Source organism: Cellulomonas sp. NPDC058312 (assembly GCF_042880135.1).
GTDB lineage: Bacteria > Actinomycetota > Actinomycetes > Actinomycetales > Cellulomonadaceae > Cellulomonas.
Map to the genome: position 1 here is coordinate 726,909 of NZ_JBHVZE010000003.1, position 17,923 is coordinate 744,831.

Sequence of the window (17,923 nt, forward strand, 5' to 3'; positions counted from 1 at the left end):
GGCCGACTGTACGCGGGCCGCACCGACACCCGTGCGACGCCCGGCGAGCAGGACCACAGGGAACATCTCGGACATTGCGTCGACAATGTCGCCCGAATAGTCAGAAATGCGATGTTGGTACTTTCGGTGAGCCCGCACATGGCATTAACGTCGCGACGGTGCGAGGCGATCGTCGACGACGCTGGTGCGCGGTCCTGGCGGCCGCGGCGCTGGTCCTGACGTCAGGAGGCTGTGCCGTGGTGCCGTTGCTGGACAGGATCGGACCGGACGAACCGGTGCTCGTGACCGTGGCCGAGAAGGAGCGGCTGGGGTACTTCCGCCCGGAGGACTCCCGCACCCCGGGGTTGCAGCGCAAGGTCTGGGAGCACCGCGAGCAGATCTACTCCGTCGTGCAGCCGTACGTCGAGCGCGAGCTCGGCCGCGAGGTGCGGATGACCGGGATCAGCACCGGGTACCCCTACTCCGCGGCGAACGTCCGGTGGCGGACCGTGGACGAGCCGATCGTGGCGTCGTACGAGTTCGTGGAGATCGAGGCGGACGGGACACTGCGGTCCGAGGCGCACATCTCGCGGACGGGCGACGGCGCGCTCGCCCCGATCGACGTGGGCGCGATCTACCTCATGGCCTACCGGACGGAGGTCACGGCGCTGCGGGAGCACCTGGCGACGGCGTACCCGCACCTGGCGCCGCTGCCGAAGGGGTACTCGGAGGCGTTCACCCGGGCCGACCGGACGTTCGCGTTCCACTACGACGACCAGCGCGACGACGAGCGCCCACGGGCGCGGGCCGCCGAGGACGCGATCAGGCTCGCCTACCGCGACGACCCCGACCGCACCGACGTGGAGTGGCGCACCGTCGTCGCCGCCGCCGGCGGGGACCTGACCTGGTCGATCCAGGTCAACCTGGTGCACACCGACCCCGCAGCCGACGTGTCCCGCGAGGAGGTGGCGCAGATCGCCGACGAGCTGCGCGCGCACCCCCTGTTCGCGCCGTACACGGCCTGGGACGTCCGCGTCGCGACCCACCTCATGACCCGCGACGGGAACGACTTCCACCACGAGGTCGGGGTCTGGGCCGACCGTGCTCGGGTCGAGTGGCGGGTCGACGAGACGCTCGACGGCGGGTCGGTCAACTGGCGCGACGACGAGACGCCCACGACGGAGCCGGCCACATGAGCGGTCGCCCCGGGACCGACGACGACGACCTGATGGACCTCGCGAGCCGGTTCAGCTATCTGAAGGACCTCACGGAGAAGACGTACATCCACCCGAACGGGAAGGAGTTCCAGGTCATCAACGTCAAGCACGACACCGTGACCGGACTCGACGCCTTCACCTTCGAGAACAAGGCCACCGGCGAGCTCACCGTCGGCTTCCAGGGCACCCAGGGCGGCACCGACGTGCGCCAGGACATCGCCCTGATCACCTCCCTGACCCCGTCGCAGTTCGCGGCCGCCGAGGCCTACGTCCTGCAGGTGGAGCGCGACCGCGGCCAGGTCGTGTCGTCCGTCTGCGGCAACTCGCTCGGCGGCGGGCTGGCCGCCTACGTGTCCGCGAAGAACCCCCGGATCCGGGCCGTGACGGTCAACCCCGCACCGGTCCCGCACGCCGTCGCGGACGTGCACGCCCCGCAGGTGCGCAACTACATCACCCCCACGGACCCGCTGCACCGGGCGGTGGTCGCCGGCAAGCTCGAGAGCCGGATCCTCGGGGAGCAGGTGCGGATCGCCGGCACCGGGTTCAACCTCGCGTTCCTGGGGGCGAACCACGTCGGCAGCGACCGCTCGGACGGGGTCTACGACGCGTCGATGGGCGTGCCGTTCTCGCTGTTCCACCCCGGCGTGGTGCTCCGGTCCGACGGCCACGGGGCGCTGCGAGGGCCCGGCGCGCCGGTCGCGGTGGACGCGGACGTCCTGGGGTGGATGGGCGCGAGCCTGTCCCGGCAGCGCGAGGACCTCGTGGCGGTCCTGGCGTCCGAGATCGACGACGTCGCCGACACCCTGCGCGCCCACGAGGACGACCTCGACCGGCGCGCCGCGCAGATGCGCGAGTCGTTCGCCGCCGACGTCGACGAGGCCTACCGGCCGGTGCGCCGGACGATGTCCGACGTGGTCGAGCAGATCGACCGGGCGCTGCGGTCCCCGTGGGTCCGGATGCGGCCGCCCGGGCCGCTGCGGGTGCTCTGGACGCCCCTGCGTGATCCCGTGCTGGACGCGCTCGCCGACCTGGCCGCGGGGTGCGGTCGGGTCGCGGACTTCGCCACCCGGCTCGGCGCCGTCCAGGTCTGGGACCTGTGCGAGCAGGGGTTCCTCGCGGAGTCCCGCCACCTCACCCGGTCGCTGCTCGACAGCAGCGAGGACCTGCGGGCGGACCTGCGCCTCGTCGACGACAAGTGGCTGGCGTTCGCCGCCGGTACGCAGACGCTGGGCACCGCGCTCGCCCAGGTCGACCAGGACCTCGCCGCCGCCATCGCCGGGCGCACCTGCCCGCCCGACGCGCTGCCGGCGAGCGCGCCGCCCTGGCCGGTCGGGGCCGCGTCGCCGCCCGTGCCCGACGCCCGCGCCCGGTCGCTCCGGGACGCCGTCGAGCAGCGGCAGGACGCGGCCGGGACCCTCGCCCGCGAGCTCGCCTCCGACCTCGCGGACCTGCTGTCCCAGCTCGACGTGGCGTGCACGGTGGCGGTCGCGGCGGTCGAGGTCGTCGACCTGGCGATCACGACCGCGTCGCGGGCGACCCGGGCCGCGATCGGGGCGTACCTGCTGACCCCCGCCGGGCTCGCCCTGACCGCCGCGGGCTCGACCGCGGACCTGCGCCGGTTCGCCGACGAGCTGGAGTACGTCACCACGTGCGTCCGCGTCGAGCTCGAGCGCGTGGAGGACGACATCCGCCGGGTGCGCAGCACGCTGGGCGAGCTGCCCGACCTCGTCGACGAGCTGGTCCCGTACCTGCGCGACACCTTCCTCGCGGACGCCGTGCTGGAGGCCGCCGAGGACGGGTACCGCCGGTGCCGCAACCTGGTCGACCGGTCCCGGCTCGCGTTCGCGGAGGTCGCGCACCACCTGGACGACCACGCAGCCGACGCGGTCGACGCGCTGGCCAAGAACGCCCGGGACCTCGGCGCCGACCTCGACACCGTCCACGACGCGCTGTCCGCGATGATCGGCTGACGACGCACGACGCCCCGGCCCCCACGACGGCGGGGACCGGGGCGCACGGCTCGCGACCGGCGGCTCAGCCCTTGACGGACCCCGCCAGCAGGCCGCGGACGAAGTACCGCTGGAGCGAGATGAACACGATCAGCGGCACCACCATCGAGATGAACGCCCCCGCGGTGAGCACGTGCCAGTCGCCGCCGCGGCTGCCCGCCATCTCCGCGACCGCCACGGTCAGCGGCCGGGAGCCGGTGTTCGCGAAGGTGAGGCCGACCAGCAGGTCGTTCCACACCCACAGGAACTGGAAGATCCCGAACGCGGCGATCGCCGGCACCAGGAGCGGCATGAGCACCTGGAAGAAGATCTTCACGTGCCCGGCGCCGTCGACCCGCGCCGCCTCGACGAGCGAGGCCGGGATGTCCTTCATGAAGTTGTGCAGCAGGAAGATCGCCAGCGGCAGGCCGAAGATCGAGTGCGACAGCCACACGGTCCAGAACGAGCCCTCGATGCCGAACCCGACGTAGTCGCGCAGCAGCGGCACCAGCGCCACCTGGAGCGGCACGACCTGCAGCGCGAACACCGCGACGAACAGCAGGTTCCGGCCCCGGAAGTCGATCCACGCGAACGCGTAGGCCGCGAGCAGCGCGATGGTGATCGGGATGATCACGGCCGGGATCGTGATGACGAACGAGTTGACGAAGTACGTCGCCAGGTTCGCCCCGGAGCCGAAGAGCGCCTGGTCGTAGTTGTCGAGCGTGAACTCGGCCTCGCCGTTGAACAGGCCGCCGAAGACCGACCACCAGCCGGAGCGCCGGATGTCGAGCTCGGGGCGGAACGACGTCACCAGCAGACCCACCGAGGGGATGGTCCACAGGATCGCGATGAGGATCGCGATGAACGACGCCCAGGGGGACGAGAGCTTGCCCTTGGTGGCGATCGCGCGCTTCTCGAGCCGGCTCAGCTTGCGCAGCTGCCCGTTGCCCGACGCGGTCTCGTCGATCGCCTGGCCGACGGGTGCCGTCGGCGGGAGGGGGGTGGTGGTCATCGGATCTCCTCCGACTTGCGCAGCTGCCGCACGTTGTAGATCACGATGGGGATGACCAGGATGAACAGGATCACCGCGAGCGCGGCGGCCAGCCCCTGGTTGTTCTGCCGGAACGCCTGCGTGTAGAACTCGTTCGCGATGACCTGGGTGTCGAACTGCCCACCGGTCATGGTCCGGACGATGTCGAACACCTTGAGCGTGCCGATCGCGATGGTGGTGAGCACGACCACGAGCGCCGGTCGGATCGACGGCACCGTGATGAACCGGAACATCTTCGCGCCGTGCAGGCCGTCCAGGCGGGCGGCCTCGACGATGTCGTCCGGGATGGCCTTGATCGCCGCCGACAGCACCGTCATCGCGAACCCGGTCTGGATCCACACCATCACGACGATGAGGAACATCGTGTTCCAGGGCCCGTTGATGAGGAACTGCTGGGGTTCCAGGCCGATCCAGACCAGCACCTGGTTGAGCAGGCCCGTCTGCTTGACGCCCGGCTGGTTCGGCCGGAACTCGTAGACGAACTTCCAGATGATCGACGCACCGACCATCGAGATCGCCATCGGGATGAACACCAGCGCCTTGGCGAGGCGCTCGAACCGGGTGCGGTCGACCAGCACCGCGTAGACCAGGCCGATCAGGGTGGACCCGATCGGCACCAGGATCACCCAGACCGCGGTGTTGGCCAGCACGCTCTGGAACTGGCCCTCGGTCACCGCGCGCTGGTAGTTGTCCAGCCCGACGAACTCGTTGCCCCGCCGGTCGAAGAACGAGTTCCAGATCGTGATCAGCGCGGGCCGCACGAGGCCCCACGCCAGCAGCAGCAGCGCGGGCCCGGCGAACGCGGTCGCCACGACCCACTTCGGGATCCGCTTCGGTCGGTCGACCAGGAAGAGGATCGCCCCCATCACGACCACGAACAACGCGATCGCCACGAACATCAGGGCGAACTTCTCGCCCACCGTGCTCGCATTCGTCAACCAGTCCATGTGCCCCTCCGAGCCAGGTCGGCCCGCCCGGCCGGACGAGGGAGGTCCCCCGTCCGGCCGGGCAGGCCGGTTCCGATCAGTGCCTGACGGTCAGGACGACGCCGGCCAGGACGCCTCGATCTGGTCGGTGACCTCCTGGGTCGACGAACCGGTGAACCAGTTGACCATCCCGGTCCAGAACGTCCCGGCACCGACCTCGCCCGGCATCAGGTCGGACGCGTCGAACCGGATCACCGAGTCGGGGTTGGACAGGATCTCGGCCGACAGCTTGTCGAAGTCGGTCGCGAGGTTCTCCGGGTCGAGCCCGTTGTTCGCGCTGACCCAGCCGCCCATCGGGGTGGCCTTGGCCTTGGCGTTGGCCCAGTCGGCGCTGGACAGGTACGCCTGGAACGCCTGGACCTCGGGACGGTCGTCGAACGCCGCCACGAACTCCGCGCCGCCGAGGACCGGCTTGATGTCGGTCTGGTTGGTCGGCAGGTAGAACGCGTACACGTCGCCGTCCTCGGCGACCTCCGTGCCCTCCGGCCACTGCGTGGCGTAGAAGTTCGCCGCGCGGTGCATCCAGCAGGTGCCGTCGAGGATCGGGAAGCCCGCGTCGGTCCACGGGGTGGTCGCGATCGAGTCGACGCCGCCGAGGCCGGCGTTCACGAACTCGTCGTTCTTGAGGATCTCGCCCGCGGTGTCGAACGCGTCGACGATCTGCGGGTCGTTGAACGGGATCTCGTGGGTGTACCACTGGTCGTAGACCTCGGGGCCGGCGGTGCGCAGCACCACGTCCTCGATCCAGTCGGTGGCCGGCCAGCCGGTGGCGTCACCGGACTCGACGCCCGCGCACCACGGCATCGCGCCGTCGTCGACGATCTGCTGGGACAGGTCCATCATCTCGTCCCAGGTCTCCGGGACCTCGTAGCCGGCGTCCTCGAACATGGCCGGGGAGTACCAGACGAACGACTTGGCATTCGCGCCGAGCGGGGCCGCGTAGAACGTGCCGTCGACCGAGCCGTACTCCTTCCACGACTCGGTGAAGAACTCGTCCACGTTCGCGTTCACCGCGTCGGGGGCGGGCACGATCGCGTCCGGGAAGTCCTGGACGATCGTCTTCAGCAGGCCGGGCTGGGGCAGGTAGGCGATGTCGGGCGCGTTGCCGGCCTGGATGCGGACGAGCAGCTGCGCCTCGAACTCGCGGGAGCCCTCGTACTCGACGGTGACGCCGGTGCACTCCTCGAACGGGTCGTAGGAGTCCTCCTGGGTCTGCTGCTCGGGCTCGACGATCGACGTGTAGATCGACACGGTCGTGCCCTCGAGGTCACCGAACTCCTCGTAGGGGGCGCAGTCGATCTCCGACGCGGCGCCCGTGTCGCCGCCCGAGTCGTCCGTGCTGCCGCCTCCCGAGTCGCCACCGGAACAAGCCGTGAGCGCGAGCGCCAGCCCGAGCCCGCCGGCGATCGCGGCACCTGTGCCGCGACGACGAATCCTGGTCATGCGTTGCCTCCACCTCGTCGTGGTAGCCCGAGGCGGGGGACGCCTCGGTGCGTGGGCACCATGCAAGCGTTTACATGGCTCGCGCACAACCACTTCGGGCTAGACCGTGGTCACAATTCGGTCACAGGGAGGGGCCGTCGAACCCCGGTCGACCAGCACCGTCGGGAACACGACGTCCGCGGGGACCGGCGTCCCGGTGATCATCTCGAGCAGCATCGTGGCCGCCGTGACCCCCTGCTCGTGCGCGTTCTGGGCCATCGTGCTCAGCCCCAGGTGCTCGCCCATCTCGTGCCCGTCCACCCCGACGACGGACACGTCCTGCGGCACCCGCAGCCCCCGGTCGCGCAGCGCGAGGACAGCGCCCATCGCCATCTCGTCCGACGCAGCGAACACCGCGGTGACGTCCGGGCGCCGGTCCAGCAGCGCGTGCATCGACGCCCGGCCGCCGCGCACGTCGAAGTGCCCGTGCACCTCCAGCCCGGCGTGCGCCAGGCCCCGGTCCCGCATCTCCGCCTGCCAGCCCTGCGCCCGCCGCACCGCCGGCGACCAGGGCAGCGTGTCGTCCGGCTCGCCGCTGAGGTGCGCGATCACGACGTGCCCGAGCTCCGCCAGGTGCGCGACCGCGCGCCGGGCCGTGGCGACGTCGTCCACGCCGACGGTCACCTGGCCGGGCGCACCGGCCCCGACGAACACCAGCGGCAGCTCCAGGCCCTCCAGCGTCGCGACCTCCTCGGCCTCCAGCGGCAGGCCGACCACCAGCACCCCGTCCACGCGCCGACGGAGCACGTCGGGGTCGACCGGGCGTCGCCGCCGCTCGCGGGAGACCTCGAACGTGTACAGCAGCGCGTCGAACTCCTCCGCGCGCAGCGCGCGCTCGGCGCCCTCGATCACGTTCGCGAAGAACCAGTGCGCCACCCACGGCGTGATCAGGCCGATCGTCCGCGTCCGGCCCGAGGCCAGCGAGGCGGCGGACGGCGACGGGACGTACCCGAGCTCGTCGGCAGCACGACGCACCCGCTCGCGCGTGGCCGCCGTGACGTTCGGCAGGCCCCGCAGCGCGCGGGAGACGGTCGCGGTGGACACCCCGGCCGCCCGGGCCACGTCCACGATGCCGTGAGCCATGCGGGGGATTGTGCTCTGCGCCGACCGGGCGGGTCCACCCTCATCGGCTCCGGGTTGCCGTGGGAGCGCGACCGCATCACGCGGTCACGCGCGCGGCGCCCCGCGAGGCGCCGGTCCGCAGGTTCGCGGGCCCGTCAGCGCCCGATGCTGCGCAGCACCGCGACGGCGCCGTCGTCGTCGATCGAGCCGGTGACCTCGTCGGCCGCGAGCCGCACGTGCTCCGACGCGTGCCCCATCGCCACCCCGCGGGCGGCCCAGCGCAGCATCTCGACGTCGTTGCCGCCGTCGCCCACCGCCACCGTCGCGAACGGCTCGACGCCCAGCGCGCGCCGGACCTCCTCCAGCGCGCTGGCCTTCGACACCCCGCCCGGGGTGAGGTCCAACCAGGCGCTCCAGCCCACCGCGTACGACACCTGGTGCAGGCCGACCCGCTCGACGAGCGCGTGGAACTCCTCCGGCGTGCTCCCCGGGTCCCGGACGACGACGCGGGTCGCCGGCTCGGCCACCAGGTCGTCGAACGGCACCACCGTCTGGTCGCCCGTGAGCTCGTTCTCCGGGAACGCCCGCGACACCTTGAACCCGTGGCCCAGGTCCTCGACGGCGAACAGCGCGTCGGGCAGCTCCATCTGGAGCAGCCGGAGCGCCGGCTCCGGGTCGAACGTGATCGTGCTGGTCACCTCGTACCCGCCGGGAAGCGACGGGTCGAGCCGCGCCGTCACGGCGCCGTTCGAGCAGACCACCCAGCCGGACGTGATCCCCAGGTCCTGCGCCACCGGGACCGCGCTGCGCACGCCGCGACCGGTCGCGAGGACGACGTGCGCCCCCGCGTCCCGCAGCGACGCCAGGCAGCCGCGCACCTCGTCCGAGACCACGCCGTCGTAGGTGAGCAGCGTGCCGTCGACGTCCAGCGCGACGAGCGTGCCGGCCGCGGTGCGCGGGTGGGTCATCGGGATCCGCCTCCGGTGGTGGCGCGGGCCGTCGGCTCGAGGACCTCGAGGCCGCCCAGGTACGGACGCAGCCCCTCCGGCACCCGGACCGAGCCGTCGGCCTGCTGGTGGTTCTCCAGGATCGCGACGATCCAGCGGGTCGTCGCGAGGGTGCCGTTCAGGGTCGCGACCGGACGGACCTCGCCGTCCGCGGTCCGCTCCCGGACGCCGAGGCGCCGGGCCTGGAACGTCGTGCAGTTCGACGTCGAGGTCAGCTCGAGGTACCGCTCCTGGCTCGGGAGCCACGCCTCGCAGTCGAACTTGCGCGCGGCGCTCGACCCCAGGTCCCCCGCCGCCGTGTCGATCACCCGGTACGGCAGGCCGGCCAGGGCGAGCATCTGCTCCTCCCAGCCCAGGATGCGGCGGTGCTCGTCGGCGGCGTCCTCGACGGTCGTGTAGCTGAACGCCTCGACCTTGTGGAACTGGTGCACCCGGATGATGCCGCGGGTGTCCTTGCCGTACGACCCGGCCTCGCGCCGGTAGCACGCCGACCAGCCCGCGTACCGCCGCGGACCCGCCGACAGGTCGAGGATCTCCCCCGAGTGGTAGCCCGCGAGCGCCACCTCGCTGGTGCCGACCAGGTACAGGTCGTCGGCCTCCAGGCGGTAGATCTCGTCCGCGTGCGCACCCAGGAACCCGGTGCCCGCCATGATCTCGGGCTTGACCAGCGTGGGCGTGATGACCGGGGTGAACCCGGCGGCGAGCGCGCGGTCGACGGCCGCGTTCAGCAGCGCGAGCTCGAGGCGGGCGCCGATCCCGGTCAGGTAGTAGAACCGCGCGCCGGACACCTTCGCGCCGCGCTCGGTGTCGATCGCCTGCAGGCCCTCGCCCAGCTCGAGGTGGTCGCGGACCCGGAAGTCCGCGCCGTACTCGGCCCCGAAGTCGCGCGGGGTGCCCTCGTGCCGCAGCACGACGTAGTCGTCCTCGCCGCCGGCCGGGACGCCGTCCTCGATGACGTTGCCGATCCGGCGCGCGAGCTCGGTGGCGTGCGCCTCCGCGGCGTCGGCGTCGGCCTGCAGCGCCTTGACCTGCTCGGCGAGCGTCTTGCCGCGGGCCAGCAGCGCCTGCTTCTCGTCGCCCTGCGCGGACGCCACCTGCTTGCCCAGGGACTTCTGCTCCGCGCGGAGCTGCTCGAAGTCGGTGAGCGCGGCGCGGCGGCGGGCGTCCGCGTCGAGCACCTGGTCCACGAGCCCCGGGTCGTCCCCGCGGGCCACCTGGCTGGCGCGGACGACGTCGGGGTCCTGCCGGAGCAGCTTCAGATCGATCACCAGGCGAGCGTACCGACCGCCGCCACCCCGGCCCGCCCCCAGTCCCCCGGGTGGATCCACCCGGTCCGGGGTGGCGGGGTCGCGCTCGACACGCCCGGCGCGCCGTCCCGGGTGGATCCACCCCGCGCGGGACGGGGACGCGGGGCCGTAGATTCGGCGCATGACCTGGGAAGGATGGCTCGCGCTCGTCGCCGCCGTGCTGTCCGTGGTGGCCCTCGGGGTCTCCGCGGTCGTCTGGCGGCGGACCGCCCCGACGCGCCGGACGGGGACCGTCGTGGGGACCGTGTCCGCGCCCGACGAGCCGGCACCGCACCGGCCGCTGGTGGCGTTCGTCGCGAACCCCTCGAAGCCCGACGTGCCGGACCTGCGCGCCCAGGTGCGGCGCGCGTGCGCGGAGCAGTACCTGCCCGAGCCGCTGTGGCTGGAGACCACCCTCGAGGACCCGGGCGTCGGGCAGACGCGGGACGCGGTCGCCCGCGGGGCGGACGTCGTGGTGGCGCTGGGCGGCGACGGCACGGTGCGCGCGGTCGCGGAGGGCCTGGTCGGCACGGGCGTCCCGATGGGGCTGGTCCCGGTCGGCACCGGCAACCTGCTGGCGCGGAACCTCGACATCCCGATCGGCGACCCGATGGCCGCGCTGCAGATCGCGCTGGACGGCACGGACCGCACGATCGACGTCGGCTGGCTGCGGGTGCTGAAGTTCGAGTCCGGGGTGGACGACGACATCGCCGAGGCCGCCGACGACCTGCCCGCGGACACCGACGTCCCGCGGGACCACATCTTCCTGGTGATCGCCGGGGTGGGCTTCGACGCGGCGATGGTCGCGGACGCGGACGACGACCTCAAGGCGCGGGTCGGCTGGATGGCCTACTTCGTCGCCGGCATCAAGCACCTGCACGGCCGCCGGCTGCGCACGACCGTCCGCCTGGACGACGAGAACGCCGAGCCCGCGCGGGTCCGCAGCCTGCTGATCGGCAACTGCGGCCGGCTGCCGGGCGGGATCACGCTGCTGCCGGACGCGGTGCTCGACGACGGCTGGCTGGACGTCGCGGCGATCGACACCCGCGGCGGCGTCGCGGGCTGGGCGCAGCTCCTCGGCGAGGTGGTCCTGCAGGGCGTGGGCGTCCGCACCGAGCTGCCCGCGAAGATCGGCCGGATCGACCACGCCCGCGCCCGCGAGGTGCACGTGGAGATCGACGGCGGCGAGTGGGTGCAGGTCGACGGCGACGTCATCGGGCAGGTCACCGAGCTGTCCGCGCGCGTCGACCCGGGCGCGCTGGTCGTCCGCGTCGCGCACCCCTGACCCGCGCCGGCCCGACCCCGGCCCGCGGCCGACCGCGGCCCCGGCCCCGCGTCAGACCGACGTGCCGCCGCGGACGGAGCGCAGGCGGTCCCGCGCGGCCCGGAAGTCGGGGTCGGCGGTGCCGAGGTGCACGTCGGCGGCGCGGCCGTCGGCCCGCGGGTAGGACCCGAGGTACCGGACCAGCGGGCACACCCGGTGCAGGCCCATGAACGCCTCGCCCATCCGCTCCTCGGCGATGTGCCCCTCGGCGTCGAGGGAGAACGAGTACCGGCCGAGCGAGTCCCCGATGGGCCGGGACTCGATGCGGGACAGGTTCACGCCGCGCGCCGCGAACTGCTCGAGCATCGTCAGCAGCGCGCCCGCCTCGTTGCTGGGCAGGTGCACGACGAGCGTGGTCTTGTCGGCACCCGTGGGCGGCGGGACCTCCCCCGGCGGGCCCACGACGACGAACCGGGTGACCGCGTCGGGGTTGTCGGCGACGCCCTCCGCGAGGACCTCGAGCCCGTAGTGCGCGGGCGCGGCGGGCGGGACGAGCGCGGCGTCGAAGCCCAGCGCCTCCCCGGCGTCGGACGACCCGGCGGCCTCGGCCAGCAGCGCGGCGGGGGCGGTGTTGGACGTCGCGGGCACGTGCACGGCGCCGGGCAGGTGCGCGGCGAGCCACCGGCGGCACTGCACCCAGGCGTGCGGGTGCGCGGCGACGCGGCGGACGTCCGCGAGCGCGACCCCGGGCCGCCCGACCAGCGTGAAGCCCACGGGCACGAGCACCTCGCGGTGCAGCACCAGCGGGCTGCCGACGGCGAGCGCGTCGAGGGTCGCCGTGACGCCGCCCTCGATGGTGCTCTCGATGGCGACCACGGCGCGGTCGGCCTGCCCGGTGCGGACCGCCTCGATCGCGGAGACCACGTCGGCCTGCGGGAGGTACTCCGCCTCGCTCGGGTCGGCGACCTGCCGGAGCGCGGCCTCCGTGAACGTGCCCGCGGGTCCGAGGTACGCGTAGCGGGTGCGGCCGGGCATCGGGACCTCCGGGTGGTGCGGGCGGCGCTCGTGAGGACGCGGTGAGCGCCCTGTGCGGCGCGGGTGCACGTGCGGGCGGGGACGCCCGGCACGACGCGACCGACAGTAGTGCGCCCGTACGCTGGCACGGTGCTCCTGTCCACGCCCGTGCCGTGCCCGTCCGACCCGGGCGGACCGCCCCAGCCGGCGCGGCGCCGCGCGCCCGGCGCCCGGCTGCTCGCCGTCGCACTGGCGCTGGTCGCCGTCAGCACCGGCTGGCTGACCGCCGCCCCGACGGCCGCCGCCGCGCAGGAGCCCGCGCCCGAGCAGCCGGTGGTGCTGCTCGGCGTGACCGGGCTGCGCTGGGACGACCTCGGGTCGCTCACGACGCCGTCGCTGTGGGAGCTGTCCCGCGAGGCGTCGGTCGGGACGACGGTGGTGCGCAGCCGCTGGTCGTACACCTGCCCCAGCGCGGGCTGGCTCGCGGTCTCGGCCGGCGGGCGCTCGGACGACGTGCGGGTCGCCGACGGCACCTGCCGCACGCTGCGCGACCCGCTGGCCAACGGCGCGGTCCCGGGGTGGCAGGACTACCTCGACGCGACCGACGCCTCGCCGTACGACTCCCGCCTCGGGCTGCTGGGCGACACCGTCGCGGCCGCCGGGGTGACGGCGACGGGCGTCGGGCCGGGTGCCGCGATCGCTCTGGCCGGCGCCGACGGGATGCCCGTCGGGACCCACGTGCGCGAGCCCGCGGACGCCGACGCGCTCGAGGCGGTCGTCGGGGACGCCCTCGCCACGTCCCGCCTGGTCGTGGTCGACGCGGGCGTGGTGCGGGACCCGGGCTACCAGACGCGCGGTCGCTCGGAGGCGGACGGCACCGCGACCGGCGAGGGCGAGCAGGCCCCCGACGTGTCCGGGACCGACGTCGTCATCGAGCCCACCCGCGCGGAGCAGGTCCAGGCCATCGACGCGCACGTCGGCGCCGTGCTCGACGCGGTCGCCGCGTCCCGCACGGACACCACCGTGCTGCTGTTCTCCCTCGCGGACTCCAGCCGCCGCGCCCAGCTGCAGGTCGCCGCGGCGACGGGCCCGACCCCGTCCGGGGACGTCTACGCGGGCGGCCTGATCGGCTCGCAGTCGACCCGGCAGCCCGGCTACCTCCAGGCCACGGACATCGCGCCGACCGTGCTCGACGCGCTGGGCGTCCGCGACCGCGCCCCCGCGGGCGCGCTGGTCGGGTCGGGCATCCGGTTCTCGCCGGACGACGCGACCGCGGGCGAGCGGGTCGCGTACCTGATGGACCAGAACCGCCAGGCGCAGGCCGCCAAGCCCCTGGTCGGCAGCTTCTACGTGTGGTGGGTCGGCGCGAACCTGGCCCTGTACCTGCTGGTGATGGTCGGCCTGAACAGCCGGGTCCGTCGCTGGTGGCTGGACCTCCTGCACCGGCTCCGCCCGGGGCACCACGCCGGTCCCGAGCACCCGCGCCGGGTGCTGCACGGCCTGCGGGTCGCGGCGGTGCTGGTGGCCGCGGTGCCGGTGTCGACGTTCCTGGCGAACCTGGTCCCGTGGTGGCGGTCGTCCTCGCCCGCGTGGGCGCTGGTGGTCGTGGTCGTCGGGTTCGCCGCGCTCATCACCGCGCTCACGCTCGCGGCGCCCTGGTGGCGCACGCGGCTGCTGGGCCCGCTGGGCGTGGTCGGCGCGGTCACGGCGCTGGTCCTCGCGGTCGACGTGGCGACCGGGGCCCGCCTCGCGCTGGACTCGATGATGGGGCCGGGGTCGCTCGTCGCGGGCCGGTTCTACGGGTTCGGCAACCCGGCGTTCGCCCTGTTCGCCACGGCGATGATCCTCACGACGGTCGCGCTCGCGGACCCGCTGCTCCGCCGGGGCCGTCGCGGCCTGGCGGTCGGCGTCGTGGCCGTGATGGGCGTGACCGCGACGGTCGTCAACGGCACGCCGAGCATCGGCGCCGACTTCGGGGGCCCGCCCGCCCTCGTGCCGGGGTTCGGCATCCTCGCGCTGCTGGCCGCCGGGATCCGGCTGAACTGGCGCCGGGTCCTGCTGGTGCTCGCCGCCGGCGCGGTGACGGTCATCGGCATCGCCACCCTCGACTACCTGCGCCCCCCGGACGAGCGCACCCACCTCGGCGCGTTCATCGAGACCGTGCTCGACGGCGGCCTGTGGACGGTGCTGCTGCGCAAGGGCCAGGCGAACCTCGGCATCCTGTTCGGCAGCGAGCAGACGCTGCTGGCGATCGGCGGCCTGCTGCTGGTCGTGCTGCTGGTCGGCCGGCCCGCGCGGTCGGCGGTCAGCGCCCCCGACGGCGGCCCGTACGCGTGGCTGTCCGGCGGGGCCCCCGTGCGCCGGCTCGCCACGGACGCGCCGATGCTGCTCAAGGGGCTGATCGCGCTCGCCGTCACGCTCGGCATCGGGTTCGCGCTGAACGACTCCGGCGTGGTCATCCCCGCGACGGGGATCGGCCTGGCGGTCCCGCTGCTGGCCGCGGTCTGCGCGAGCTGGATGCTGCTGCTGCCGGCGTCGGCGACCGTGCCGGGGGCCGATCCCGGCACGGACGACGGCGCCGAGGCCGAGGACGAGGCCGACGGTCAGCGCACCGTCCGGAACGCTGGCGGCCTCGCGCCGACCATCCCCGGCAGCGCCGGACCGGGCACGTCGACCGGCCGCACGGCCAGCTCGAACGCCGAGGGCCGCCCGAACAGGTAGCCCTGCGCGAGGTCGCAGCCGAGGGACCGCAGCGCCGTGTACCGGGGCTCGTCCTCGACGCCCTCGGCGATCACGTCGGCGCCCAGCGACCGGCCGAGCGCGACGATCGCCTCGACCACGCCGCCCGCGCGCGAGCCCACCGGGCCGCCGCCGCCGAGTCCCTGCACGAACGACTGGTCGATCTTCAGCAGCGTCACCGGGTAGTCGTGCAGCCGGGACAGCGACGAGTAGCCGGTGCCGAAGTCGTCGATCGCGACGCCGATGCCCGTCTCGCGCAGCGCCCGCAGCATGGGGACGGCGCGGGCGTCGTCGGCGAGCGCGCTCTCGGTGACCTCGATGCCGAGCCAGCTCGGCGGCGCGTCGTGCGCGGCGAGCGTGTCGACCACGAGCGTCACCAGGTCCGGGCGGTCCTTGGCGGCCGCGAACTGCCGCGGGGACACGTTGACCCAGACCCGCAGGTCCGCGCCCGTGCGGCGGTTGTGCGCGCTGACCTCGCCGAGCGCGCGGTCCAGCGCCCACGCACCGAGGTCGCCGATCAGGCCGGTCTCCTCCGCCACCGGGATGAACTCCGCCGGGGAGACGGGTCCGCGGGTGCGGCTGGTCCAGCGCATCAGCGCCTCGACGCCCTCGACGCGCCCGGTGATGAGGTCGACCTCGGCCTGGTAGACGAGCGTGACCTCGCCCTCCTCGACCGCGCGCCGCAGGTCGGCGGCCATCGTCAGCCGCTGGCGCGCGTGGTCGGCGCCGTGCTCCTCGTACCAGTGGTGGGTGCTGCCGCCGGCGGCCTTCGCCCCGTACATCGCGACGTCGGCGCAGCGCAGCAGCTCGTCCCAGGGCATCGCGCCGGGCTCGGCGTGCACCACGCCGACGCTGCACCCGACCGCGAACTCCTCGTCGCGCAGCACGAACGGCTCGTCGAACGCGGTGACCAGCCGCCGCGCGACCCGCTCGGCCGTCGCCGCGTCCACGTCGGGCAGCAGCACCACGAACTCGTCGCCGCCGAGCCGCGCGGCGGTCGCCCGGTCCGGCAGGTCCGCGGCGACCCGGCCCGCGGCCCGCTGCAGCAGCTCGTCGCCGACCACGTGGCCGTAGGAGTCGTTGACGAGCTTGAACCGGTCGAGGTCGAGCAGCAGCAGCGCCGTGCCCTCCCGCGAGGTCGCCAGCGCCGCGACGGCCCGCTCGCGCGCGAGGTCCCGGTTCGGCAGGCCGGTCAGCGAGTCGTGCGTGGCCGCGTGCGTGAGCCGGTCCTGCGCCTCGCGGAACCGGGTGACGTCCCGCGCCACCACCAGCACCGAGTCGACGCCCCCGTCGGGGCCGGGCTCGGGGACGGCGCGCACGTCGTACCAGTGGCCGCCGGACGGCGCCGACATGCTGATCAGGCGCCGGGGGTCGGCGTCGACGTCCACCCCGGGCTCGGTGCCCAGGGCGATCATGTGGTGCGCGAGCGCGCGGACGGCGTCCATCACCGCGGACCGACCGGACAGCTCCTTGACCGTGCGGCCGAGGTCGTCCTCGGTGAGCGAGGCCGCGCGCCGCATCGCCTCGTTCACGAACTGCAGGCAGCCGTCCGCGTCCACCCGGGCGAGCGCGTCGGGCGTGTTGCGGGTGATCGACTCCAGGTCCCGGGTGCGCAGCGCCAGCGCCCGGGTCCGCTCCGCGGCGAGCACCACCGCCCGCACCTCCGCTGCGGCCCGGGAGCCCATCAGCCCGACGACCAGCCCGGTCAGCAGCAGCCCGAGCACCAGCGGGAACCAGGCGAGGGGCCCGGGCTCGGCCTGCGGGGCGGCGACGAGGGTCCAGGTCCGGCCGGCCACGGGCACGTCGAGGGTCTGCGCGGTCCCGGGGCCGGCGCGGTCCGGTGCGGCGGCGGGGACCGTGCCCGCCGTGCCGTCCGCGAGCTCGCCCAGCACGGTCGCGCCGTCGCGCACGACGATCGCGTCGCGGGGCCGGGTGGGCACCTGGTCGAGCAGCGGGGCGACCCGGAACGTCACGACCGTCCAGCCGAGCAGCAGCCGCTGCCGTGCGGCGACGTCGTCGGGCGGGGCGGGCGCGTCGTACACGGGAGCGACCACCGCGGCCTCCGGCCCCACCGCCGAGCCCGCCCGGGCGACCAGGCCCGTGTCGGCCGGGTGGCTGTCGGCGGTCAGGGCGTCCACCGGGTAGACGGCCGACAGGGCGGGCCGGCCCGTGTCCCGCGCGACGGTGAGCGCCGCGGCCACGGCGGACAGCGCGGAGGGGGCGCCGGTGCCCGCGACCAGGCCGTCGAGCAGGGACGGTGCGCCCGAACGGACCATGCCGCCGACCGTGACGCCGTGCGGGGTGATCGTCCCGGCGGGCGCGAGGTGCACCGGTGCGGCGGGGTCGGCCCCGTCGGACGCCGCCACCCAGCCGATCCCGGCGGTCGCGCCGCCGGCGCTGTGGTCGTCGGCCGCCACGACGCCCTCGGCCACGCCGAGCACCGGGACGTGCATGTCCCACTCGGCGACCCCGTCGCCCCAGGAGGTGGTCCCGGTCGGCGTGAGCAGCCGGGCCGCCGCGACGGCGAGCCGGGTCTGCACGTCCACGCGGCCGGAGACCGACTCCGCCGTGACGGCGAGCTGCGCGCGGGTCGCGGCGTGGATCCGCTCGCGCTGCTGCTGCGCGTCGAGCGCGGAGAACGCCAGGGTCAGCACCAGGCCGAGCGGGATCAGCACGGCGAGGATGAAGCGCAGCCGGCGACGGGCGCGCCGACGGGCGTCGAGCGGCATCCGCACCTCCCTCGGGCTCGTCACGGCGGTCCGCGCCGCCGGCGGCGGACCAGCGCGTACACCTCCCATCGGTCGCGAGGGGTCCGGACGCGACCCCTGTGGCGAACTTCACCCGGGTG

12 protein-coding genes are annotated in these 17,923 nt (G+C 74.3%); 4 read left to right on the forward strand and 8 right to left on the reverse strand.

Annotation, left to right across the window (positions count from 1 at the left end; translation table 11 throughout):
* Positions 1–236: 236 nt before the first annotated feature.
* Both ACFVXN_RS12280 and ACFVXN_RS12285 read left to right on the forward strand, forming a co-directional pair.
* Positions 237–1,175 carry a hypothetical protein gene (locus ACFVXN_RS12280; RefSeq protein ID WP_389232416.1) on the forward strand — a complete coding sequence of 313 codons (939 nt, stop codon included), beginning with the start codon at positions 237–239 and terminating at the stop codon, positions 1,173–1,175.
* Positions 1,172–3,166, forward strand: coding sequence for a hypothetical protein (locus ACFVXN_RS12285; protein WP_389232419.1), 1,995 nt, complete (start codon positions 1,172–1,174; stop codon positions 3,164–3,166). The genes ACFVXN_RS12280 and ACFVXN_RS12285 overlap by 4 nt, the downstream gene beginning before the upstream one ends.
* 64 nt (positions 3,167–3,230) lie before the next feature.
* On the opposite strand, the gene ACFVXN_RS12290 is transcribed toward ACFVXN_RS12285, so the two are convergent.
* From ACFVXN_RS12290 to serS, 6 genes are all read right to left on the reverse strand, one after another.
* Positions 3,231–4,196 (reverse strand): carbohydrate ABC transporter permease, encoded by a 966-nt coding sequence (locus ACFVXN_RS12290; RefSeq protein WP_389232422.1) that lies wholly within the window; start codon positions 4,194–4,196, stop codon positions 3,231–3,233.
* Entirely contained in the window at positions 4,193–5,182 is a 990-nt protein-coding gene (locus tag ACFVXN_RS12295; RefSeq protein WP_389232425.1) for a carbohydrate ABC transporter permease, read from the reverse strand. Before ACFVXN_RS12295 ends, ACFVXN_RS12290 begins: the two co-directional genes overlap by 4 nt.
* A 90-nt stretch (positions 5,183–5,272) precedes the next feature.
* On the reverse strand, positions 5,273–6,664 hold the full coding sequence (locus ACFVXN_RS12300; RefSeq protein WP_389232428.1) for an ABC transporter substrate-binding protein: 1,392 nt from the start codon (positions 6,662–6,664) through the stop codon (positions 5,273–5,275).
* Between the two features lie 99 nt (positions 6,665–6,763).
* Positions 6,764–7,786, reverse strand: coding sequence for a LacI family DNA-binding transcriptional regulator (locus ACFVXN_RS12305; protein WP_389232431.1), 1,023 nt, complete (start codon positions 7,784–7,786; stop codon positions 6,764–6,766).
* Positions 7,787–7,920: 134 nt separating this feature from the next.
* Positions 7,921–8,733 carry an HAD family hydrolase gene (locus ACFVXN_RS12310; RefSeq protein WP_389232434.1) on the reverse strand — a complete coding sequence of 271 codons (813 nt, stop codon included), beginning with the start codon at positions 8,731–8,733 and terminating at the stop codon, positions 7,921–7,923.
* A complete protein-coding gene (serS, locus tag ACFVXN_RS12315) occupies positions 8,730–10,040 on the reverse strand; it encodes a serine--tRNA ligase (protein WP_389232437.1) in 1,311 nt (436 codons plus the stop codon). Before serS ends, ACFVXN_RS12310 begins: the two co-directional genes overlap by 4 nt.
* Positions 10,041–10,200: 160 nt before the next feature.
* On the opposite strand from serS, the gene ACFVXN_RS12320 reads away from it, so the two are divergent.
* Positions 10,201–11,343, forward strand: a complete 1,143-nt coding sequence (locus tag ACFVXN_RS12320) for a diacylglycerol/lipid kinase family protein (protein WP_389232440.1) — start codon at positions 10,201–10,203, stop codon at positions 11,341–11,343.
* Between the two features lie 51 nt (positions 11,344–11,394).
* Here ACFVXN_RS12320 and pheA read toward each other — a convergent pair whose 3' ends face one another.
* Complete coding sequence (gene pheA / locus ACFVXN_RS12325) at positions 11,395–12,357, reverse strand: prephenate dehydratase (protein ID WP_389232442.1); 963 nt, start codon at positions 12,355–12,357, stop codon at positions 11,395–11,397.
* 129 nt (positions 12,358–12,486) lie between these two features.
* On the opposite strand from pheA, the gene ACFVXN_RS12330 reads away from it, so the two are divergent.
* Positions 12,487–15,057 (forward strand): hypothetical protein, encoded by a 2,571-nt coding sequence (locus ACFVXN_RS12330; protein WP_389232445.1) that lies wholly within the window; start codon positions 12,487–12,489, stop codon positions 15,055–15,057.
* Here the strand turns inward: ACFVXN_RS12330 and ACFVXN_RS12335 are convergent.
* A complete protein-coding gene (locus ACFVXN_RS12335) occupies positions 14,940–17,804 on the reverse strand; it encodes an EAL domain-containing protein (RefSeq protein ID WP_389232447.1) in 2,865 nt (954 codons plus the stop codon). The genes ACFVXN_RS12330 and ACFVXN_RS12335 overlap by 118 nt on opposite strands.
* Positions 17,805–17,923: the final 119 nt, after the last annotated feature.